23 protein-coding genes are annotated in these 21,200 nt (G+C 70.2%); 10 read left to right on the top strand and 13 right to left on the bottom strand.

Annotated elements, in window-relative coordinates:
- Nucleotides 1–423: 423 nt before the first annotated feature.
- The 3 genes from AB0H43_RS22355 to AB0H43_RS22365 form a co-directional block, all read right to left on the bottom strand.
- On the bottom strand, nt 424–963 hold the full coding sequence (locus tag AB0H43_RS22355; protein ID WP_360001897.1) for a hypothetical protein: 540 nt from the start codon (nt 961–963) through the stop codon (nt 424–426).
- Nucleotides 964–1,197: 234 nt separating this feature from the next.
- On the bottom strand, nt 1,198–1,791 hold the full coding sequence (locus AB0H43_RS22360) for a hypothetical protein (RefSeq protein ID WP_360001899.1): 594 nt from the start codon (nt 1,789–1,791) through the stop codon (nt 1,198–1,200).
- A 571-nt stretch (nt 1,792–2,362) separates the two neighbouring features.
- On the bottom strand, nt 2,363–2,995 hold the full coding sequence (locus AB0H43_RS22365; RefSeq protein ID WP_360001901.1) for a DUF998 domain-containing protein: 633 nt from the start codon (nt 2,993–2,995) through the stop codon (nt 2,363–2,365).
- A gap of 77 nt (nt 2,996–3,072) precedes the next feature.
- Between AB0H43_RS22365 and AB0H43_RS22370 the strand changes: the two genes are divergently transcribed.
- Nucleotides 3,073–4,086: a cation diffusion facilitator family transporter gene (locus tag AB0H43_RS22370; protein WP_360001903.1), complete on the top strand. Its 1,014-nt coding sequence runs from the start codon at nt 3,073–3,075 to the stop codon at nt 4,084–4,086.
- A 29-nt stretch (nt 4,087–4,115) separates the two neighbouring features.
- Nucleotides 4,116–4,616, top strand: a complete 501-nt coding sequence (locus AB0H43_RS22375) for a hypothetical protein (RefSeq protein WP_360001905.1) — start codon at nt 4,116–4,118, stop codon at nt 4,614–4,616.
- 36 nt (nt 4,617–4,652) lie between these two features.
- On the opposite strand, the gene AB0H43_RS22380 is transcribed toward AB0H43_RS22375, so the two are convergent.
- The 4 genes from AB0H43_RS22380 to AB0H43_RS22395 form a co-directional block, all read right to left on the bottom strand.
- Nucleotides 4,653–8,726 carry an AAA domain-containing protein gene (locus AB0H43_RS22380; RefSeq protein ID WP_360001907.1) on the bottom strand — a complete coding sequence of 1,358 codons (4,074 nt, stop codon included), beginning with the start codon at nt 8,724–8,726 and terminating at the stop codon, nt 4,653–4,655.
- Nucleotides 8,723–10,675, bottom strand: a complete 1,953-nt coding sequence (locus tag AB0H43_RS22385) for a hypothetical protein (protein WP_360001909.1) — start codon at nt 10,673–10,675, stop codon at nt 8,723–8,725. The genes AB0H43_RS22380 and AB0H43_RS22385 overlap by 4 nt, the downstream gene beginning before the upstream one ends.
- Nucleotides 10,668–11,615 (bottom strand): hypothetical protein, encoded by a 948-nt coding sequence (locus AB0H43_RS22390; protein ID WP_360001911.1) that lies wholly within the window; start codon nt 11,613–11,615, stop codon nt 10,668–10,670. The genes AB0H43_RS22385 and AB0H43_RS22390 overlap by 8 nt, the downstream gene beginning before the upstream one ends.
- Nucleotides 11,616–11,854: 239 nt before the next feature.
- Nucleotides 11,855–12,262: a RidA family protein gene (locus tag AB0H43_RS22395; protein WP_360001913.1), complete on the bottom strand. Its 408-nt coding sequence runs from the start codon at nt 12,260–12,262 to the stop codon at nt 11,855–11,857.
- Between the two features lie 45 nt (nt 12,263–12,307).
- On the opposite strand from AB0H43_RS22395, the gene arfB reads away from it, so the two are divergent.
- A complete protein-coding gene (arfB, locus tag AB0H43_RS22400) occupies nt 12,308–12,733 on the top strand; it encodes an alternative ribosome rescue aminoacyl-tRNA hydrolase ArfB (RefSeq protein WP_360001915.1) in 426 nt (141 codons plus the stop codon).
- Nucleotides 12,734–12,825: 92 nt separating this feature from the next.
- On the opposite strand, the gene AB0H43_RS22405 is transcribed toward arfB, so the two are convergent.
- Nucleotides 12,826–13,143 (bottom strand): antitoxin VbhA family protein, encoded by a 318-nt coding sequence (locus AB0H43_RS22405; RefSeq protein WP_360001917.1) that lies wholly within the window; start codon nt 13,141–13,143, stop codon nt 12,826–12,828.
- A 96-nt stretch (nt 13,144–13,239) separates the two neighbouring features.
- On the opposite strand from AB0H43_RS22405, the gene AB0H43_RS22410 reads away from it, so the two are divergent.
- Nucleotides 13,240–13,836, top strand: a complete 597-nt coding sequence (locus tag AB0H43_RS22410; protein WP_360001919.1) for an HAD family phosphatase — start codon at nt 13,240–13,242, stop codon at nt 13,834–13,836.
- On the opposite strand, the gene AB0H43_RS22415 is transcribed toward AB0H43_RS22410, so the two are convergent.
- A complete protein-coding gene (locus tag AB0H43_RS22415) occupies nt 13,789–14,391 on the bottom strand; it encodes a hypothetical protein (RefSeq protein WP_360001920.1) in 603 nt (200 codons plus the stop codon). The genes AB0H43_RS22410 and AB0H43_RS22415 overlap by 48 nt on opposite strands.
- A 173-nt stretch (nt 14,392–14,564) precedes the next feature.
- On the opposite strand from AB0H43_RS22415, the gene AB0H43_RS22420 reads away from it, so the two are divergent.
- On the top strand, nt 14,565–15,065 hold the full coding sequence (locus tag AB0H43_RS22420) for a hypothetical protein (protein ID WP_360001922.1): 501 nt from the start codon (nt 14,565–14,567) through the stop codon (nt 15,063–15,065).
- A gap of 122 nt (nt 15,066–15,187) precedes the next feature.
- Here the strand turns inward: AB0H43_RS22420 and AB0H43_RS22425 are convergent, their stop codons facing one another.
- Together AB0H43_RS22425 and AB0H43_RS22430 are read right to left on the bottom strand one after the other, a co-directional pair.
- Entirely contained in the window at nt 15,188–15,727 is a 540-nt protein-coding gene (locus tag AB0H43_RS22425) for a sigma-70 family RNA polymerase sigma factor (protein WP_360001924.1), read from the bottom strand.
- Nucleotides 15,728–15,784: 57 nt separating this feature from the next.
- Nucleotides 15,785–16,939, bottom strand: coding sequence for a branched-chain amino acid ABC transporter substrate-binding protein (locus AB0H43_RS22430; protein ID WP_360001926.1), 1,155 nt, complete (start codon nt 16,937–16,939; stop codon nt 15,785–15,787).
- Between the two features lie 84 nt (nt 16,940–17,023).
- Here AB0H43_RS22430 and AB0H43_RS22435 point away from each other — a divergent pair, with 84 nt between their 5' ends.
- The 3 genes from AB0H43_RS22435 (at nt 17,024) to AB0H43_RS22445 (ending at nt 19,419) form a co-directional block, all read left to right on the top strand.
- A complete protein-coding gene (locus AB0H43_RS22435; protein ID WP_360001928.1) occupies nt 17,024–17,686 on the top strand; it encodes a response regulator transcription factor in 663 nt (220 codons plus the stop codon).
- Nucleotides 17,679–18,938: a HAMP domain-containing sensor histidine kinase gene (locus AB0H43_RS22440; protein WP_360001931.1), complete on the top strand. Its 1,260-nt coding sequence runs from the start codon at nt 17,679–17,681 to the stop codon at nt 18,936–18,938. Before AB0H43_RS22435 ends, AB0H43_RS22440 begins: the two co-directional genes overlap by 8 nt.
- A 94-nt stretch (nt 18,939–19,032) precedes the next feature.
- Nucleotides 19,033–19,419 (top strand): hypothetical protein, encoded by a 387-nt coding sequence (locus AB0H43_RS22445; RefSeq protein ID WP_360001933.1) that lies wholly within the window; start codon nt 19,033–19,035, stop codon nt 19,417–19,419.
- A 12-nt stretch (nt 19,420–19,431) separates the two neighbouring features.
- On the opposite strand, the gene AB0H43_RS22450 is transcribed toward AB0H43_RS22445, so the two are convergent.
- Both AB0H43_RS22450 and AB0H43_RS22455 read right to left on the bottom strand, forming a co-directional pair.
- Nucleotides 19,432–19,734 carry a hypothetical protein gene (locus tag AB0H43_RS22450; RefSeq protein WP_360001935.1) on the bottom strand — a complete coding sequence of 101 codons (303 nt, stop codon included), beginning with the start codon at nt 19,732–19,734 and terminating at the stop codon, nt 19,432–19,434.
- 11 nt (nt 19,735–19,745) lie between these two features.
- Nucleotides 19,746–20,150, bottom strand: coding sequence for a YbaB/EbfC family nucleoid-associated protein (locus AB0H43_RS22455; RefSeq protein ID WP_360001937.1), 405 nt, complete (start codon nt 20,148–20,150; stop codon nt 19,746–19,748).
- Between the two features lie 20 nt (nt 20,151–20,170).
- On the opposite strand from AB0H43_RS22455, the gene AB0H43_RS22460 reads away from it, so the two are divergent.
- Together AB0H43_RS22460 and AB0H43_RS22465 are read left to right on the top strand one after the other, a co-directional pair.
- Nucleotides 20,171–20,701 carry a hypothetical protein gene (locus tag AB0H43_RS22460; protein ID WP_360001939.1) on the top strand — a complete coding sequence of 177 codons (531 nt, stop codon included), beginning with the start codon at nt 20,171–20,173 and terminating at the stop codon, nt 20,699–20,701.
- On the top strand, nt 20,698–21,198 hold the full coding sequence (locus AB0H43_RS22465; RefSeq protein WP_360001941.1) for a hypothetical protein: 501 nt from the start codon (nt 20,698–20,700) through the stop codon (nt 21,196–21,198). The genes AB0H43_RS22460 and AB0H43_RS22465 overlap by 4 nt, the downstream gene beginning before the upstream one ends.
- Nucleotides 21,199–21,200: the final 2 nt, after the last annotated feature.

Below are 21,200 nucleotides of genomic sequence, written 5' to 3' on the forward strand. Positions count from 1 at the left end.
GGGGTTCTGCCAGGAAGTCCACCGGATACCCCGCGCGCGTCCCCGGAAACCGACGGGACCTCACTGGAAGTCGTGTTCGCGTATCGTGCCGGTCCGCCTGACCGGATCGTCGAGCTCGTCGACTGTCCACACTGCACGCCGCCGCTACCGTGGTCGAGTGTTCGGGGAAGCGGCACGGGAGCACCGACGGCGCAGTGCACTTACGCAGGAGGATGTGGCCGCGACGACGGGGCTCGTATTCCGGCTGAGGCATCGCGCGCCGATGAGCCGGAATCCTCCGTCTCAACGCAGGGCATGCCCCACAGAGAAGCCATTTGGCGTTTCAACGGCAATTCATTCTCAACTACGGCGAGTGTCTTCGCGTGGCTGGCGAGCGAGTGTCAACGGCTCGCCATTCGCGACGCCGCGGGGGCAGGTCCTGCGCTACAGTCGGCCAGCTTCGCTGCGGGCAAGGTCGGCGACCTTCTGGTAGCTCGCCTCGTTCCATCCGATCTCATCGAACTCTAGCCAGATCAGCTTGTTGTCGACGATCTCCATACGCCCAGCGATCATCAGGTCATCCACGTTTTGACTCTTCACCAGCGTTCGATACACGTCAGGCGCGCCTGTCGAAGGACTCCCGCATTTGCGCACGGCGTCGGTGACGGCATTGTCGATCGCTCGTTCGTGGTTGCTGAAGATGAGGACGAGCTCGCGGACCTCACGGGGATTGATGACCTGCCCGGCTGCGACGGGGTCGTGCCCGCGGACCACCGCGGTCAGAGCCTGGTCGGCTCGGCTCTGGCCAAAGATGACGTTGGTCTGGTCCGGTGACATGCCATAGAACGGAAAAGGCCGATCGCACGCGGGTGCGGGCAGACTTCTCCCGCCGAAAGCGGTAGCGCATGCTTGTCTGTCGAGATTGGTTGCTTCGTATCCGAAGAAGACGCTGGTCGTCTGCGGCCAGATCTGCTTGACCTGCAACAGGCCAGCAGAGGGCTTGGGACCCCGGGAGGCGCACGGTGCCGTCGCCTCCAACACGGTAGGCGAAGTGCCGGTCGCATGAGTGGGTGCTGAGCTCGTAGTAGATGTCGGGGTGCACGCCGCGAGGCTGACGCCCGCGAGGAGGCCCGCCAGGAGCCGGAGTGGTCTTCTAGTCATTGTCTTTGCCCTTCCGTTCGCCGCCAGCCCGTGAACGACTGGCGGCGAACGACGACGTCAACAGGCGTACGCAACGGCCTTGTATTCCCAGCTGCTGGAGGAGTAGCTGCCCGAGCAGCTGCTCACACCTTCGCCCGCGACGCCCCACGAGACCGCGCTGCCAGATACGTATGTTTCGGCCGTCCCGCCGGTGTTGCACTTGTACCCCGACCAGTTTCCGGAGAACTTCTTGAAGCCATGCCAGGCGGCGTACTGGCCCGGTCCCGCGTGATAGGTCACCGACTCGGTCGTTTGCGAGGTGTAGGTGCCAGACGCGGCCAGCGTGACGCCGACCGTGCCCGACAGTTCGCCGATGACAACGCTCGCCGAGACCGTTGCCGAGGTGCTATAGCTGACCGAGGCCGTGATCGTGGCGATCTTCGTGATGCTGTTGAATATACCGATCGATCCGCCGGCCGGCACGGAGTAGTACTTGTCATGGGTGAGGGTGCGTACCGAGCTGGTGGTGTTGAACTGCATGTCGGTCGTGCCAGGGTCGCAGACGATCACGGCGTCCGGCGTGACGTCGGCGGCGTGCGCGATCGATGGCATCCCAGCCACGCCGAGCAGGCCCGTAGCCAGCACTGCGAGTAGTCTTGTGCCTGTTCGCATGGACTCTCCTTAATCCGGGAGTGCGGACAAAGGCCGCACGGTGATGACGCACCGTGCGGCTTCCGCTTCTCGCCCGGCGAGTTCCGGGCGAGCTTGCCCGGGAACTGTAAAGGGAGCTGCGCGTTCTTAGGTGTCCCGCAGTTGTCTAATTTGATCAAGACGTCCTGCGCGACCAGGGCCCGATCACGCAGAGTCAACCAATCTCGCGATGCTCTGACAGGGTCTTGGCTGCCTGACCGTTCTGTCCAGCCACGCAGTCACGCAGAGTCTCAGATCACGATTCGATAACGGCAATCGCGTCGCTGCGTAGCGTCCAGTCAGCCCTGGGCATCTCCGTCGACGGCGAGTACGCCCGCAGAGCCGCGATCACATCTGCTGGCGGCGGACCGGCAGCGACGACCCCTGCATCTGGCTGAACAACAACCACTGACATCGGGGGCGTCCGGCTCGGCTGCGGCCGGGCCGGACGTTGCGGTCCGCGCGGGCTTCGCGTGCGACTTCTGCGTTCGCCTCATCCGGATCGTTCGCGTTATCCGGGAAATCGTCCCCATTGAGTGGCCGCAAGGCCGCGTTATCCCGGATAACGCGACGCCCCCGCCGAACGCGGCGACCCCGCCGAACGGGGCGAGCGGGGCGAACGCGACGAACGGGCGGCGTGCCCGAGCGCGAAACCCACCAGCCACATCACGCAGGCGACCAGGCCGAGCCGCTCCAGCACACCGGTCACCGACCCGCGCCCGACGGCGACGATCCCGATGGCGGTCCCGGCGAGCAACGGCCACGTCACGAAGATGGCGATCTTGGAAAAGCGGCTGCCCCGCCAGGCCCCGGCCAGCATCGCCAGCGCGCACAGGCCGACGCCGAGGACGCTGGTGGTCGCGTGCACGAGATCTTGCGCGGTGGTCTGCTCGTAGGGCGGCAGTGGGCAGCCCGGCGTACAGGTGACCGCGCCGGACAGCGCGATCATGGGCACCGCGACGGCCAGCGGCAGCGCCACGATCGACCTGGTCACCACAGCGAGCAGCGCTGCGGTCGCCGCCAAGCCGAAGATGCCCAGCCGGTACGCCAGCGTGTGCGGCTGCCCGGGAACCGCCGAAGCGCTCACGTAGTCGGCCAGCGACGCGGGTGCGACCGCCCGGACGAGCAGCAGGCCGCTGATCGTCCCGAGCACGGCGGCCGTGGCGGCCACGGCACGCGATGCCATGATCTGAAGATATCCCCAGCGGCCGACACCCACGGTCCGCACGGCAACAGTACACGTTCTGATGTACTGTTGATCTCGTGACGAACCGGCACGACCACGAAGCGGACGGGCATACTCACGGCGTCTCCGTCGACGCCGACCGCCGCTGGCTGACCATCGCGCTCGCCCTCATCGGCGGCTTCATGGCCGTCGAGGTCGTCATCGGTGTCATCGCCCAGTCCCTCGCGTTGATCTCCGACGCCGCGCACATGCTGACCGACGCGGTGTCGATCGTCCTGGCGCTGATCGCGATCCGGCTCGCCGCCCGCCCGGCCCGGGGCCACTACACGTACGGGCTCAAACGCGCCGAGATCCTGTCCGCGCAGGCCAACGGCCTCACCCTGCTCCTGCTGGCCGCGTGGCTGGCGTACGAGGCGGTCCGGCGGCTGATCAGCCCACCCGAGGTGCACGGCTGGCTCGTCGTGATCACCGCGCTGGCCGGGGTCGCGGTCAACGTCGCGGCCTCGTGGGCCATCAGCCGGGCGAACCGCGCCAGCCTCAACGTCGAGGGCGCCTTCCAGCACATCCTCAACGACTTGTACGCCTTCATCGCGACCGCCGTCGCCGGTCTGATCATGGTGTTCACGGGGTTCGACCAGGCGGACGCCATCGCCTCCCTGATCGTGGTCGCCCTGATGCTGAAGGCGGGCATCGGGCTGCTCCGCGACTCGGGGCGCATCCTGCTCGAAGCGGCGCCCGCCGGCCTGCACCCCGACCAGATCGGCGACCTGCTCGCGAACCAGAAAGGCGTCGCCGAAGTCCACGACCTGCACGTCTGGACGATCACCTCCGGCCAGCCGGCGCTGTCGGCGCACGTGCTCGTCGACCGCGAGCTCGACTGCCACCAGGTACGCCTGGACCTCGAAGCGCTCCTCCACGACGACTACGACCTGACGCACACGACCTTGCAGGTCGACCACGTGACCGACCAGCTGCTGCAGATCGAACCGCGCGCTGACCGCACTTCTGGCGGCTCGGCCGAGAGCCTCCCCGGCGACCACTGCGAGGACGCGCACGGCCCGGCACACACCCGCACCGAGCACCCCCACTGATCGCGCCCGAGCCGCTAGTCTCTGCGATCGTGTCGAAGAAGACTCGTGACCGCCTCATCATCGCCGGCGTGGCCGTCGTTTGGGCCGCCCTCGCCGTCCTCGCCTATTCGGCGGGCGAGTGGCGCGCCCTGTTCTGGGTGGCCGTCTCCACCGTTGTAGGCCTCGTCGTGGGCCTGGGCATCTGGCGGCGGCAGCGCCGGTTCGACCGGCAGGGCGTCGCGGGCTTCGCCGTCGTGGAGGACAGCGCCGTCTACGAGACCGACAACCCCTACCGCCGAGTGGCGCAGGTCGCGATGAGCTTGCGCTTCGACGGCGTAGGTGTCGGCGTCGACGGTGACCGGATCTACCGCATCTTCAACCTTCCCTATGACGAGCACGAGCGGTACGCCGCGGGCGCCCGCCTGCCGATCCGGCTCCTACCGAACGACTTGTCGGTGATTCAGATCGAGCACGGACCGGTCGAGCCGTCGGCGAAGAGGCGGTACGTGGAGGCGCGAGTGTCGCAGACCCCGATCGAGGACTTCGCCTGACGCCGTCGGCGCCGGCCAGCTTGCGAGGAGTCGGGGTCAGGCGCGGGCGGTGGCGATCGCCCGGCTCAGCGCCTCGACGATGCGCGGCCCGCGCCGGGTGAAGCCCAGCCGCAGCATGGCCTCGTTGAGCACGTCGTCCTCGGTACGCAGCCGCCCGTCGCTCTCGATCCACCGGACGAGATCCACCAGGCTGGAGTGCGGATAGTCGCCGATCGGAAGCCCTGGCGTGAGCGACGGCGGCTCCCCCACCCGGGCCGGGGCGGCCGTGGGCTGCACGAGCGGGGCCAGCGACGGGTCCTCGATGCCGGCCAGCGTGTCCCGGTACGCCTCGACGGCGCGGGCGATCTCGGCGTCGCGACGGTGGAACCAGTCGGTCGACCAGATCCGGTGGAACCGCCAGCCGAGCCGTTCGAGGTGATCCGAGCGCAGCCGGTCGCGGTCGCGGGCGGTCGGCGACGAGTGGTAGGTCGCCCCGTCGGCCTCGATCGCGAGCACCATGCGGTTCGGGTCGTCGGGATGGGTGGCGGCGAAGTCGATGCGGTGGCCGCCGACGCCGTACTGCGGGACCAGGGGGATGCCGGCCTCGGTCAGCCGGGCCAGGACGTCGGCTTCGAACCCGTTCGCCGGTACGCCCCCGGTCACGCCGGGCGCGGCGCCGATGCCTTCGGCGTACTGGAGGTAGGCGCGCAGCAGGCGGGCGCCGTCGGCGCGCAGGCGCTGCGGGTCGAGGTCGTGCGCGGAGAACGAGGAGACCACTGTCATGCGGCGCTTCGCCCGGGTGATGGCGACGTTGAGCCGCCGCTGCCCGCCCTGCATGTTCAGCGGCCCGAACCGGTAGAGCATCCGCCCGTCGGAGCCGGGGCCGTAGCCGACGGACAGGATGACCGCGTCGCGTTCGTCGCCCTGCACTCGTTCGATGTTTTTGATGAAGAAGGGCTCGGCGCCCTTCTCGGTGAAGAACCGGTGCAGGTGCGATCGGGTGGCCAGCGCCCGTCGCAGCGCCGCGTCGATGCGGTCGGCGTGCTTGATGCCCATCGTGATGACGCCGAGCGACTCGTCGGGCCGGGTCTCGAAGTGTTCGAGGATCAGCTCGACGACCCGGTCCACCTCGGCCGACGCGCTCTCCAGCGCGACCTCGGAGGTGCGGCTGGTGTGCACGGGCGGCACGAGGACGTGGCGCAGCGTCGGCCCGGCCACCCCGCCGGGGAAGGTCACCAGTTCGTTGCCGTGCGGGGCGTAGATCTGGGCGTTGGAGAAGGCGATCAGGCGCTCGTCGCGGCTGCGGTAGTGCCAGGCCAGGTGGGTGACCTGCGGCAGGGGCAGCACGGTGGAGAACGCCTGCAGCAACGACTCGACGTCGTCGGTGTACGCCTCTTCGTCCTGATCGGACAGTTCGGTCTCGCTGTCGACCTTGTCGAAGAACGCGGTCGGCGGCAGTTGGTGTTCGTCACCGGCGACGACGAGCTGGCGGCCGCGCATGACGGCGGTGATGCCGTCGACGGGCAGCACCTGGCTCGCCTCGTCGAAGATCACCACGTCGAACAGCCGCTGCGCGGGCAGCACCTGGCTGACCAGCAGCGGGCTCATCGCCCAGCACGGCTTGATGGCGAGCAACGCGTGCGGCGCCTTCTCGAACAGGTGCCGGATCGGCAGATGCCGCGCCTTCTTGACCGCTTCGCGGCGGACCAGGTCCTGCTCGTCCTTATGCCCGTCCAGGACGGCCACCAGGTGCGCGGCGGCGGCGCGGCGTACGCGGGCCGGAGTCGTGGTGATGTGCTCGGCGTCGGCTGCCTGGAACTGCTCGGCCGCGGCGTGGAGCTGATCGCCGTCGAACCCGCGCAGCCGGGGGTCGTTGGCGCGGATGTGGTCGAGCACGCTGGTCAGCCAGGCGTGGTCGAAGGCGCGTACCGCCAGCTCCGGCCCGGCTTGGCGGGCGGTGAGCTCGTCGAGCAGCCGGTCGGCCCGCCACTGCCGCAGCTCTGCGGCCAGCGCGTTGCGGCGGACCGCACGGTCGAGGCCGTGGGAGTCGGCGGCCAGCGCGTCGGCTTGCCAGTGCAGCTGATCGAGGGCGGTGTCCGGCCGCATCACGGGCACGGCGGCCACGTCGCGCGCCGTGTCCTCCAGAGCGGAGGACGCCGCCTGCGTCACGGTGGATCCGCGCGGCGCGCGTCCGTCCACACTCGCCTCGCGCCACCGCCGGCTCACCTCGATGACGTCGGCCATCGCCTGGTGCAGCTCACGCTTCGAGGGTTTGCCCCGCAGCCATAGAGCGCTCGCGGCCTTGCGGGCGGCCCGCCGCTGCGACCAGCTCAAGCTCACCTGATGCGTACGCCGGAAGGCGCGGTCGCCGCTCGCCGCCCACCAGGTGTCGACCGGGCCGGAGAATACTTCGGGGCGCAGCCGGGCGAGCACCGATTCGGCGGCGGCGACGGTGGCGAGCATCGTGCGCGATTCGTCCAGGTTGGACGGTGGACGCAGGCCGCATTCGGCGGCGGCCTGGGCGACCAGCCGGCGCAGCTCGGGCAGGCGCCGCTGGGCCAATTCGGTCACCGTGTGCATCGCCGCCCGGGCCTGCGTCGGATCCGTCGTGGTGATGGCGTCCCAGGCTCCGGTCCGCAACGCCGGGTCGAACAACCCCAACCGGGCCGCCTCGGCGACGCCGTCGCGCAACCGGTCGGCTTGGTGCCGGTCCAAGGCCAGCAACCCTTCGGCGTACCATCTGGCTGGCGTGACCGCCTCCGGGCCGAGGCCGAGCAGACGAGCCTGCGCGTCGAAGACCGAGACGTCCCACGGCGCGTGCCGCCGGTGCATCGCGGTGTTGTGCGCGACCATCTGCTCGCGGCGCGCGACGAGCGTGGCGCCGAGGTCGGCGAGCTGCGGCTGGTGTTCCTCGGTGAGCCGCAGCAGCCGCGCGTGCAGCGATTCGGCCAGGTCACGGCGGCTGGTCGTGCCGCCGTGCAGGTTCTGCACCAGATCGTCGAGGCCGACCGCGCGCAGCCGGTCGACCACGGCGTCGATCGCGGCCCGTTTCTCGGCCACGAACAGTGCGGTCTGACCCCGTGCCGCGAGCGTGGCGATGAGGTTGGCGATGGTCTGCGACTTGCCCGTGCCCGGCGGCCCCTTGACCACCAGGTGCTGCCCGGCCACGACGGCGTTGATGGCGCGGCTCTGCGACGAGTCGGCGTCGAGCACGAGGTACTCGTCGCGCAACGGCATGGTGTCCGGCGCGGAGACCTCGACGCGCTCACCGCCGGCCAGTTCCCGGGCGGCCGAGGTGTCCCCGGCCAGCGCGGCGACCACGTCGCTGAGGGCGAGCAGGCCCGCCGACTGCTGGATGTCCTGCACCATCGGCAGTTTCTCGTAGACGAAGGTGCCCACGACGCGATCGGAGCCGACCGCGAACCCCGGTACGCGCAGCGCCAGCTTCGCCAGCGCTTCGAGGGCCTGCTCGGCCTCTTCCTCGGGCGACGCGCCTTCCGCGCCGATCAGCACCTCCTCCGCGGACACCTGTACGCCGAAGTCGTGCGCCAGCCGGTGCAGCAGCACCGGGTTGACCTCGGCGTCGCCGATCACGCGGAGGGTGAAGTCGGCCTCGATCGCCGAGGTCGCGGTGATCCGCAGCGGGTGCAGCAGCACTGGCGAGCGGGGCGAGCGATCGGCCTCGCGCCAGGTCGCCATGCCGACGGCGAGGTATCCGGCGTCCAGACCCCGCTCTTCCGACAGTTCCCGCATCTTCGTGCGGATCGTGCGGACGCGACGCATCGCGTCGGCGCGCGTGTCCGGCTCGCGGAACAGCTCCCCCACGGTCCGGGGCTGGCCGCCGAGCAGCGCGGTCACCGCCACCGGGTCGGCCTGGCCCAGATTGAGCGTGCCGGACTTGAGATCGCGGTAGTAGATCAGCCGGTTCGCGCCGGACATGTCGATCAGCGAATCCGCCCATCGGCGGGCGGTCAGCCGGATCCGCCGGGCACGAGGCGTCTCCCCCGGCTGATCTGGCGAGGTCAGCGGGTCGATCGGATCGAGCGGCGCGTCCGGCGGCACCTGTCGATTCTGCCACGGCCCGTCCAGCACACCTGCGCTCTTACCCGGAGTGCGGCGGTCGTGAATCACGCCTCCGCGACGATGGCACTTTCCGTCTCGTCGGCCGGCGTCGTCCGGGGCCGGGGCGGAGTCGGCTCGAAGTCGATGCCCTCGACGCGTACGCGCAGGCGGCGGTAGGGCGTGCCGGCGGCGGCCTCCTCCGTGCGGCAGGCCGAGCACACCTTCGGCGCGGGCGGCTTCTCCTCGGTCCGCCGCCGATGCGCCACCTTCCCCCGAACCTTCTTGTACGCCTTCCGGGCGATCTCCACCATGTGCTCCGGCCCGGTCAGCTGATGCCGCTGGATCTGCAGGTCGAGTCTGCTCAACGTGGAGTCCCGGGAGATCAGGATCTTCTCCAGCCAGGCCGCGTTCTCGCGCGCGTGCTGCAGCAGATGGTTCTGCCGCCACAAGACGTCGACCAGCGCCCGATAACCCGCCACGTCCGGCATCGGCCGCAGGTGCGCGCCCAGCTCCTTGCGGGTGCGTACGGGGTCGGGGTCGCCTTGGACGGTCCGGACGGCGATCTCCAGATCGAGGGCGGCGTCGAGGTCGCCCGGCCCGGGGACTGCGTCCACGACCGCGCCCAGGACGGCGGTCAACTCGGTGGCGTCGAAGGTGAGCGGGTACGGGTGCGGCCGGTTGCGCGTGATCAGCGTGGACGCGAAGTCCCACAGCGACCGATGCAGCGCCACCCTCACCGGGACGGGTGCGACCGGCTCCCAGCGGACGAGATCGGGGTGCAGCTCGTCGCCGTCGTCGCAGACAGTGCCGAAGGTGGCCAGCCCCACCGGGCCGGTCAGCCGACCGTCCACGGCGCAGCCGTCGAGCCAGGCCGCGTACCGGCGCAACTCCGCGCGCAGGCCCGGCAGGTCGGCGGCGGCGCACAGCCGGAGCAGCCGCTCGGCCACCGTCGGCCCGGACGGCAGCCGCCACTCGACCGTCTCTCGCAGTCCGCCGGCCTCCCGGGGTTCTCCGCGTACTTCGTCGATTGTGGACACGAGCTGGCCGCCTTCGCCGGAGAACACCAGCTCGTGCTGCTTCACCGCACCGGCGCTCCGGCTCACGATCACGAGCCACCCGGCGGCCAGCGTCTCCTCCGCGGCGGCGTACGCCATCTTCGTGACCAGCTCGCGTGGATCGTCCAGCACCTCCCGGCCCCGATACGCCTCCGTGAACGCCTGCGTCAGCAGCGGGCGCAAGCCGTCCCGCACCCCGGACGCAGGGTCGGCCAGCACCGGCCGCCCGACCAGCACGTGCGGCCGCTGGGGGGTCGGGAAGACGGCGTACCCGGCGTGGGTCGACAACCCATGACCGTCGAACGCGGTGGTGAGCGCGCTCATCGAGGCGGGCAGCCGCGGCTCGTACGCCTCCGGCAGGTACCACGCCTCGTCGGCGGTGTACTCACGTCCCGGCACGAGGTCGACCGCGCGATGCGCCCCGAGCGGATTCTCGTGCAGCACCACCAGTACGCCCTCGTCCGCGACCAGCGACGCCAGCAGCGCCACGAGGTCCCGGCGGGGTTCGTCGTCTTCCGCCGAGGTCAGCCGCCCGAATCCGTCCAGCGCCAGGACCAGGTCGAATCGATCGCCGAGAACCTCCAGCGATCCACACACGACGTCGACCCCCGGCAGGTCGTGCGTGAGCCGCCCCGCGTCCTCGACCGAACGGATCAGCCAGGTGACGACGGCCCCGGCCGCCTGCACCGACCGGACCAGGCCGACATCGTGCGGCCCGGCCACCAGTACGCGACTCCCCGCCACGACGAGATCGGCGACGACCGCCGACACCGAAGGGCTCGCCACGATCGACGCCGGATCCCGCCAGTCCGTCCACGACCACATGCCGGTCCCCTTGCCGCTGTTCCTCGCCGCGCTCGTTCCGGCGTTCCTGATGGCGCTCGTTCCGGCGTTCCTGACGGCGCTCGTTCCGGCGTTCTTGCGGGTGGTTTCGCCGATCCGTGCGGCAGCCAGCTCAGACATGCACGGCTCCTCTCGCGTCCTCGATGACGGCCTGCTCGGCGGCGATCCGCGCGCCCGCGCCCTCCCCGTTGGCGCGGCCCAGCCCAGCCCGACCGGCGGCGGCGTGCGCCTCGGCCCAGGTCTCCTGCCAGCCGAACAGAACCCGCAACTCGGCCGGTCCGGCGAGCAGATCCGCCCCCAGCTCCTGACGGGCAAGCGCCCGGCACTCGGCCAGATCGGTCTGGCGGCCGTGCAGCGCCGACCACTGCGAACTGATCCGGGGATAGCCGCCGAAGGTCGGGTCCGCGTTCTCCAGCACCATCGGATCGCCGTAGACGGCCGCCTCGCACCCGGCGAGCAGCCCGTACCAGATCGCACTGGTCAGCCGGTTCGACGCGACCCGGCGATGCCGCCGCAGCTCGGCGAGCTGGCGTACGAGGAACTCCCGGTCCTGGCCGCGCCACCAGAAACCACGCCGGCCATGGCAGATGACCCGGAACCCGGCGTCGGCGTAGACCGCCCGGATCGCCGGCTGCTGGTGCTCGTTCCAATAGAGGCAGACGGTGACCAGACCCTGCTCGGTCTCGGCGATCTCCCGGGCGAGCCGCCGGTGATCGCCGAGGATCTGCTGGCCCTCCCAGCCGTGGAACGGGTAGAAGATCGTCCCGGCCCGCTCCGGCTCCGCCTGGAGGTGCGACTCCATCTGCAGCAGGTACGCGAACGGCGCGCCGATCGCCACGACATCGCGACGGCCCTGCGACCAGGCACGGCGGCGCGTCCGCTCCGACCACACGAACAGCGAGCTGCCGTGGACGAACGGTACGCCGGGCGCCAGCCCGTCGCCGATGTTCCAGCCGTGTTGGAGGTAGCCGTCGATGCGCTGCGGATGGTCCGGGTCCGGCATGTCGCAGTAGCGAGCCAGCACGAACGTATGGCCATAGAACTGGTTGGCGTGGTGCATGTCGTCTTGCGGTTCCCTACGCGCTGGTCAGATTCGTCCCGCCGGGCACAGTCGAAAGCCGCCGACAGCGGCGCACTCCCCCGACTCTAAAACCGACAGAACACTCTTTTGCGGTGAAACGCCGAAAGCGCCGCGTAGGTAGTGAAGCCATGCCTCTGTCGTAGTACGCCCCGCTCCGAATCCCGCCAAGATCGCCTGTGCCACCGCTGTACCCGGCGTACGTCCCGCTCTTCAGCGCGTCAAGGCAGGGCGACGATGGCCTCCACCTCGACCAGGAACTCGGGCCGGAACAAGCCCGCGACCTGCACCAACGAGCTGGCCGGGTTGGGCCGGTCCCCGAGCGACGGCCGGATCATCCGATCCCGGACGTCCCGGATGATCTGCACCTGCGACGCGTCGACAAGGAACCAGGTGAGTTTGACGACGTCGGGCCAGTCGGCGCCCAGCGACACCAGGATCCGCTGGAGATTGGCCAGCGACTGCTCGGTCTGCGCCGCGAGATCGCCCGGCCCGACGAGCTGACCGGCGGCGTCGAGGGCGACCTGGCCGGACACGAACGCCAGCTGACCGGTCGTGGTGACGGCGTGCGCGAAGCCGAAGCCGGGCGAGTTGCCGGGCACCTCGGTGAGACGATCCACGATAGGCATGATCCCCAGCCTAGCGATCTTCGCGCTGGGTGAGATGCTGGGATCATGGCCGGTACGCTGATCGTCCAGCCCGGCGTCGAAATCCCCGAGGCCGAGCTGAGCTGGCGCTTCTCCCGTTCGAGTGGGCCGGGCGGGCAGGGCGTGAACACCGCCGACTCCCGGGTCGAGCTGTCCTGGGACCTGGCCGCCTCCGAGGCGCTGCCCGACGCGCTGAAAGCGCGGGCGCTGAACCGCCTCGCCGGCCGGCTGGTCGACGGCATCCTGACCGTCGCGGCCTCCGAACACCGGGCGCAACTGCGTAACCGCATGGCCGCGCAGACTCGACTCGCCGCCCTCGTTCGCGAGGCGATCGCTCCCCCGCCCAAGGCTCGCCGGGCCACCCGGCCGACGAAGGGATCAGTGGAACGCCGCATCGCCGCGAAGAAGCGCCGCTCGGACGTCAAGCAGAACCGCCGCCGCGACCTCGACTGACCCTCACCACTCCGATGCTTGACCAGGCGGCGGTAGGTTGTTCGTTGCGACCGTCCCGGCCAGCACGCCGATGATCGGCTTGGAATCGCTCTTTATGAAGCGCCATAGAGATGGCGAATTGCAGCTCGCATCGCCACAGTGCTGATCTCGCCGCGCGCCCAGCGCTCTGTGACAGCCTGGACGGCGGCGCTCACAGTCTGACCGTCGGTATGCACCGAGCTGGCAGCTTGCGCCAGCGATCGGAAGCGCTCCATGGTCAATTCGTCAAAGACCTCAATCGGCACCAACACTGCTTCGGTCTTGCGGTGCGTGCCGATTCCGACCGGTGCGCGGTCGCCGCGGCGAAAGCGTGCGAGCACCGACGGCAGTAGCTCACGCGCTTCCTGTACGGAAAGAGTCTCGATCAGCACGGAGCAAGTGTGCCCGGATGTGCACGCGTTTGCTCGGGCTACGCTGTCTCCGATGGATCTTGCCAACACCGGAACTCACCTGAAACGGGTTGCTTGATGATCGAGGTGCTGCTGTTCGACCTGTTCGGGGTGATCGCCCGGCCGCAGTCGGAGGCGGGCCGGCGGCGGCTTGAGGCGCTGGCCGGGGTGCCCGCCGACGCGTTCTGGGCGGCGTACTGGGGTTTGCGTGAGCCGTATGACCGGGGCGAGGTCGATGGGCGGGCGTACTGGGATCAGGTGGGCGTGACGCTGGGCCGGTCGCTCGACGCCGAGGCGCTCATCGCCGCCGACGTCGCCAGCTGGGCGGCGCTCGACGACGAGGTGGTCCGGTTCGTCGGGCGGATCGACGGGCCACGGCTGGCCCTGCTGTCCAACATTCCCGAGGAACACGCCGTCCACCACGAGGTTCGCCTGCCACGCCTGGATCTGGTCGCGTTCTCCTGCCGTATCGGCCACGCCAAGCCGGAGCCGGCCGCGTTCGGCTGGTGCCTCGATCAGCTCCAGGTCGACGCGGCCAAGGTGCTGTTCGTCGACGACACGCCCGCCAACATCGACGTCGCGGCGGCGCTGGGCTTCCAGACCCATCGGTTCACCGGATTGGCCGCGCTACGCGAGACGCTCCAGCCACTCGTGTCCATCATGGACGAGGCGTAGCCAGCCGATCAGCCGGGCGCGGGCCACGTCGTCCAATCTGGGCGCGGCCGCCGCGAAGTCCGCCTCGTCTTTCGGCCGTCGATGCTTGGCCTTGTAAAACAAGGCCAGCTCCGGACGCAGGAACGGAATGCCTTCCGGCGTCCGCGCGTACACCTGCTCGACCGGCAAAGCCACGCGCGGATCACGGTGGCTGCGCCACAGCGGGCCGTCCACATCCTCCAGGAAGATGTCGGTACGCCAAGAGCAGAGCCCGGGCTCGTAGCCCCAGATCTGCCGGAACCGGTCAGCCGGCGGTGACCCTGGTGGCAGTGGATACACCGCGCCGTCGTCTGCTCCGCAAAAGGACAGACCGTCGAGCAGCGACCGGATCGCTGCGAACTGCTCCCGGGCGACGCCGAACTCGATGTCGGCGTGCTCGCGGGTCTGCTCGCCGAGGAACAGGTCGATCGCCCAGCCGCCCGCGATCCACCAGGGCTGCCGGAAGGGTCGCAGCCGTTGGGCGAGTTCGCCGGGCTGCCACGGCGCCCAGTCGTCGAGCGCGGGCGGTTCGGTCATCGGCAGACTCTAGCGATGCCCTGGACACCGTGTGCTTGTGACGTGACGCGCGACGCGACGATTTTGTGGGTCCCGAGGGGATAGCGGTATCGACACACGTCGTGATAAGAATTCGATCACGTGGCCACGTGTGAAATTTTCACAATCTCGACTCGTATCGTGAAGGAGTCACCATGCTCCGGGTCCTCCGCCGGGCGGTCACCCTGCTCGGCGCCCTCGCCACGGCCACGGTCCTCTCGCTCGCGCTCGCTCAGCCGGCGCACGCGGCCACCTTCCTCACCCACTCCCAGGCCACGTCGCAGCTGCGTGCGGCCGGGATCACCTGGTCCTCCAGCGGCAACTGCTCGGACCGCTACACCTCCACGTGCACCTCGTTCGAACAGATCAGACAGTCGACGATCAGCGGCGTGGTGACCCTGCGCAACTACACCGGATGCGCGATCAACATCACCGCGGGCACCGAGGTGGGCCACGCGTCCGGCACCTACAGCCACTGGAACGGCTACAAGGTCGACATCAGCAAGTACAGCTGCATCAGCAACTACATCACGTCGACCTACACGTACGTCGGCTACATCTCCGGCTGGGGCTACCAGTACCGCGCCCCGTCCGGGAACCTCTACACCGACGAGGGCAACCACTGGGACATCCTCTACTACACCTGCGGTTGCTGACAGCCGTGCGGGCGCGCCGGAATCCCCCCTCCGGCGCGCCCGCGCTCTGCTTGCCGCGTACCAGCTGATAGAAGCGCGGGACCCGGCTGCCCGGCGGAAGCATCGCGCCGGGCCCCGCGCGTCTACATCCCGGCCGTCACCAGCCGGGAAGCCTTGTCCGCACCGCGGTCCTCCAGCGCCTGGCGCAGTTTACGCAGCGCGTGGTGGGCGCGTGACTTCACCGTCCCGAGCGGGATACCCAGGGCGCGAGCGGTTTCCACCGCGGTGAACCCGCGAAGGTAGAGGTGGACGATGACCGCCCGATGATCGCGGCTCAGGTCCTGGACGGCCGCGCGGACGGCCATCGCGGTGACCATCTCCTCGGTGGTGTCGACGCCTTCGGACGCGAGCCCGGCCGCGCCGACCTCGGTCGGGCGGGCCGATTGCGCCCGCCGCGCGTCGATGACGAGGTTGCGCGCCACCCGGAACAGCCAGCCCCGGGCGAGTCCGCGTTCCAGGTCCAGCCGACCGGCGTGCCGCCAGGCCCGCAGCAGCGTCTCCTGCGCGATGTCCTCGGCCTTGCCGCGATCGCCGCCGAGCTGGCCGACGAGGTAGCCGATCAGGACGGCGCCATGGGCGTCATACAGGTGGTCGAGGATCGTGGCAGCCCGTGTCTCCTCCATGCGGCCAATCCTGCGCCAGCGGTGATGAGGATTTCATGAAGCGACACACATCACTGTCTACTCTTCGTCCTGCACCATCTGATCAGGGATGATGTGCCCGTCGACCACCCGGTAGGCCCAGATCGCGATCGGCGACGAGGAGACCTCACCCCGGTTGTCGAACTTGAACGACTTGGTGATGCCCGTGCCGACATAGGAGTCCACGTAGGCCAGCAGCGAGGGCCGCGTGTGGTTGCCCGCATTGATGCCCGCCAGCAGGATGTTCGCCGCGTCGTACGCCTCGGCGGCGTAGGTGCCGGGTTCCCGGTGGAACGTCGCCCGGAAGTCCGTCAGGAAGCTGCCCTTGATCCGGTCCGGCGGCACACAGGGGCAGGTGAGGATGGCGCCCTCGGCGGCGGACACCCCGGCGCCCTCCACCAGTCCCGGGTCCTTGACGCCGTCGGCGGCCACGAACGCCGCGCGTACGCCCGCCTGGCGCAGCTGCTTCAGCAGCGGGGCGGCCTCGGCGTAGTAGCCGCCATAGAAGACCGCGTCGGCCTGGTTGGCGGCGATGTCGGCCACCTCCCGGCTGAAGTCGGTCTGCTTCACGCGTACCGACAGGCTTTTCACGATCACCCCGGCGAGCACCCGGCGCACCTCGTCGGCCAGCCCCTTCCCGTACGCCGACGAGTCGTCGATGACGATCACGCGCTTGGAGTTGAGCACGCGTTTGATGTATCGCCCGGCGGCCGGACCCTGTTCGGCGTCGCTGCCCACCGCCCGGTGGAACACCTTCCACCCCTGTTCGGCCAGGGCCGGTCGGGTCGCGGTCGCGGTGATCGCCGTGATGCCGTACTGGTCGAGGATCGGCACCGCCGCCTCCGACTCCCCGGAGAACTGCGGCCCGACGACGCCCAGGATGCGGGGATCGTCGGCGACCCGTTGAGCCACCTCGGGCGCGAGCTTCTCGTCGCCTTGCGAGTCGAATTCGGACAGCTCCACCGGGCAGGCCGAGTTGGCCGCGTTGTACTGATCCACCGCGAGGCGTACGCCGTCGTAGGGGTGGCGGCCCAGGTTGGCGTTGTCGCCGGACAGCGCGCCGAAGAAGGCGATCTTGTAACCGCAGCCACCGGCATCCTCGACCAGGCGCGACGGGGCCGACGTGCACCCACCGGAGCCCAGCAACCCCATCGCCAGCAATGCCGCCACGGCCGTCCGCCGTGCTGCGCCCATCGATCCTCCCGGGCCGGTTACGAATGCGCCAAAGTGGATTACGTATCTGGCACACGTCGGGTTCTGTCGGAATACTTCAGCCTCATGCGCGTACTCGTCGTCGAGGATGACCGGGACCTGCGCGAGGCGGCCGTCGCCGCCCTGCGGGCCGGCGGCCTCGCCGTGGACCACGCCGGTGACTGGCCCCAGGCGGACCTGGCGCTCAGCGTCAACGCGTACGACTGCGTGGTGCTGGACAGAATGCTGCCAGACGGCGACTCCGCCCGGCACCTGCACCGGCTGCGCGAACGGGGCATCCGCGTCCCGGCGCTCATGCTGACCGCGCTGAGCGAGATCGACGAACGAGTACGCGGCTTCGAGGCGGGCGCCGACGACTACCTGGCCAAACCGTTCGCCGCCGCCGAACTCGTGATGCGGGTGCGGGCACTGTGCCGGCGCAGCACCGCCATGCTGCCGCCGGTGCTCAAAGTGTCCGATCTGGAACTGGACTGCGCCCGCCACGAAGTACGCCGAGCCGGGGTGCTGCAGCTGCTCACACCGAAGGAGTTCGCGGTCCTGGAACAGCTGATGAGCCGGGCGCCCGCCACCGTCACCCGGGCGGACCTGCGCGAGCACTGCTGGGACGAACTCGCCGATCCGCTGTCCAATGTGGTGGACGTCGTCATCACGCAGCTCCGCCGCAAACTCGGCCCGCCCGCGCTCATCCACACCGTCCGCGGCGCCGGCTACCGGATCGGCGATGAATAGCGGCCGTCGCCGGCTGACCACGGCCGACCGGCTGCGCTCGCTGCGCGTACGCCTGATCGCCGTGTTCACCGCGATCACGCTCACCGGCGTCACCGGCATGGCCTTCGCCGGCATCCAGGTCGACGGCCACCAACGGGAGCAGGCGTTGCTGGCCGACCTGCGCATCACCAGCAGCGCGGTGCTCTCCCTCATCTACCGGGAGGCCGGGACGCTGCGGCTCACCGGCGTCGCCGACGCCATCGGCGATCGGGCGACCGGCGTCTACGTCTTCGAACGCCGCGGGGACGCGCTCGGCCCGGCACTGGCCCGGCCGGGGCGTACGCAGCTCGTGCCGTTGCGCCGCCTCGAACCGGCCGCCTGGGCGAGCATCTCCGGCAACCAGAGCGTGGTCGCCAAGGCGACCGCCACCGACGGCACCACACAACAGCTGCTCGCGGTGGCGTTCGCCGTCGAGAGCGCGGGCCGGCCCACCGGATCGGTCGTCGTCACCATCGACGCCCAGGACTCCGAAGCCGCGCACACCCGGCTCGCGTTGACCCTCATCGGCGGCGGCATCGGCTTCGTGCTGCTGGCCAGCGCCGGGGCGTACCTGCTGGCGCGGCGCAGCACCCGCATGGCGGGAGCCGCCCTCGACCAGCAGGAACGCTTCCTCGCCGACGCCGCCCACGAGCTGCGTACGCCGCTGACGACCATCCGGGTCACCGCCGAGGCGGCGCTCGTCGACGCGGACCATCAACCCGGGGCGCTCCGCAAGGTGATCCGCTCGGCCGACCGCATGACGAACTCGGTCGAGACCCTGCTCACCCGCGCCCGGATGATCGCGGGCACCCGCGAGCTGCGCCTGGAGAAGTTCCGCCTCGACCAGCTCGTCGCCGAGGTCGTCGAGGACACCGCAGCGGGGGCACGCTCCGTCGACCTCGACCTGGACGCCGTGGTCACCCTCGGCGACCCGGCCATCCTGCGCATGGCGGTGCGCAATCTCGTCGAGAACGCGGTACGCCACGGCGCCGTCGACGGGCACGGCGCGGACGTGCTGGTACGCGTACGCGCCGGTGCGGTCGTCATCCGCGATCACGGGCCGGGCCTGGACTCCGAGGCGCCCGCGTTCGACCGGTTCAGCAGCACGGCCCCGGGCAGCTCCGGGCTCGGGTTGAGCATCGCCGACTGGGCCGTACGCCTGCACCGGGGCCGGCTGAGCGTGGCCACCGACCCGGACGGTGGCGCGATCGCCCGCATCGACCTGCCGGAGTGACCCGGCGGAAACCGGCAGTGATCCGAGCGAGTCGCCGGTACGTATTCCCGCATGAGTCCACTGCCGTCCATCCCGACCGGAGGCTTGATCGGCCATGCATCCCACGACTGTGGCGCCCCGCGTCCTGATCGCCGAACGCAATCGGCGGCTGCTGGTGACCCTGCGCCGGATCCTGCGCAACGCCGGCTACGAGACGATCTCGACGACCAACCCCGCGAAACTCCGGAGCATGCTGTCCACCCAGCCGGACGTGCTGGTCGCCGAGGCCGACCTGATCCCCGGCCAGGAGGCGGCGATCCGCCGGCTGCTGCCCAAGTCCTCGATGACCATCGTCATCGCCCCGGTGCCCGACGCCGCGGACGCCGTCGCCGAGCAGCTGTCCGGCGCGGTCACCATGGTGCGGCCGGTGAGCCTGGCCGGCCTGATGGCGACCATCGAGGAGCACGTCCAGCATCAGCGCGAAGAAGCCGCAGTCAGCTGACTCGGGCCACTGTTAATGCCGGTGTAGGTCGGCGCTGACCTGCGCGTCGGTCCGGTTGAGTTCGTCGGCGGACACCGGGCCGGCCTCGGCCAGCAGGTGGCTGGCGTCGAAGATCTTCTCGATCTGCTCGTCGGCCTCGCCCGCCGCGGCCACGAGGTCGACCACCGGCGGATCCGCGTCACCGATCTGCGCGGCCGCCCCGGCCGCCCGGTCGATGAGCGCCCCAGCGTGGGCGCCCAGTCCGGCGACCTGCGCCGTGAAGGCGGCGACGGCGGCGTCCGCGCCCGGAAGTTTGACGGTGGTCGGATCGGTCATCGGTCACTCCCTCACTCGGCCAGGAACGGCATCCGCTGCCGGAAGCGCCGCATCGCGGCGTCGAAGTCGCCTGACGCGTAGTCGTCGAGCGTCTCGGCGTCCACATAGGGCGCGCAGATCTCCTTGACCCGCTCGCGCGCCTCCCGCGCCGCCACGTCGGTGGTCTCCACGATCGTCCGGGCCAGCCGGGCCGAGTCCGCGGTGTGATAGATCCGCGCGTCCAGCACGAGATCGCGCAGGCGGCCGTCGCTGCCCACGGTGGCCCGGACCAGGCCGTCCCGGGACTCCGCCGTCACCTCGACCGCCTGAACCCGCTCCTGGAGATCGCCGAGCGCGCCCGACATCTGCGAGAGCCGGTCGTCGAGCTGCCGGGCCTGTGCCCGCATCGACTCCAGCATCTCCTCGCTGACGCGCATAGCTGTGTATTCTACAGTGGATGACGACGGCTCAGGCGATGCTGCTGCTGCCGATCGGGCAATTCTGTGGCGTCTCCGGACCGCCGGACGACCCTGCCACCCGCTACCCGATCCGGGTCGCCGATCTGATGATCGAAGTGGACGCCGGCCTGTTCACCGTGTGGGCTCAGGCGCACGGCGTACCCGCTGAGGAGACCTGGACCAGCGCGGAGCTGACCCGCCTGCTGGCCGACGGCCTGCTGGCGCGGGTCGAGCCGGACGACGCGATCGGCTTCGCCCACCGGCACCGCTTGGAACCGCTGGTCATGGGCCTCGGCGCGGACGGCGACCGGTTCGTGCTCGGCCTGCCGGGTACGCCGCTGGTGTCGGTGTCCGGGCCGATGTTCGCGGTGTGGGCCGCGGCTCCCACCGAGCCCGACCTCTGGTCGGTCTGCCTGCGGCTGGCGGCCGAGACGTCGGCCGAACCCGCGACACTCCTGCCGGGCCTGCTCGACGGGCTGCGCCCGTTGCTGACCGCCGGAGCGGCCTACCTCGACCGGGTGAGCCGATGACGACGACGGTCTGGCCGATCGGCCACTACCTGGGCGAATACCCGGCGACCGAGACGATGGACGGCGGCCATCACGTACGCGTCGGCGCGCAGACGATCGTGCTGACCGCTCCCGAGATCGCCGCCTGGGCCGCCGCCACCGGCACCGAACACGACCCGGCCGAGCCGTTGCTCAAAGCACGCGGACTCATCGCCGTCGTCGGCATCGAGTCCAGTGTGGCCTTCGCCGACCGGCATCGGCTCCGCCCACAACTGAGCGCCATCGGACGCCCGCTCGGCGACGCCGAACCCCGTTTCGCCATCGGCGTCGGCGGGACAGCGGCAGCGCTGGTCGACCCGATGCTGGCCGACCTCTGGCGCTGGTCGGGCGCGACGAGGACACTGTGGACGCTGTGCCGCCGGGTGTGCCCTGACGCTCCGGAGCGCGTGCTGGCGCACTTCCTGGTGCACGGCCGCGAACTGCTCCAAGCCGGTGCCGCCTACGTGGACGTGGCCTGAGG

This window comes from Hamadaea sp. NPDC050747 (assembly GCF_040654195.1).
Lineage (GTDB): Bacteria > Actinomycetota > Actinomycetes > Mycobacteriales > Micromonosporaceae > Hamadaea.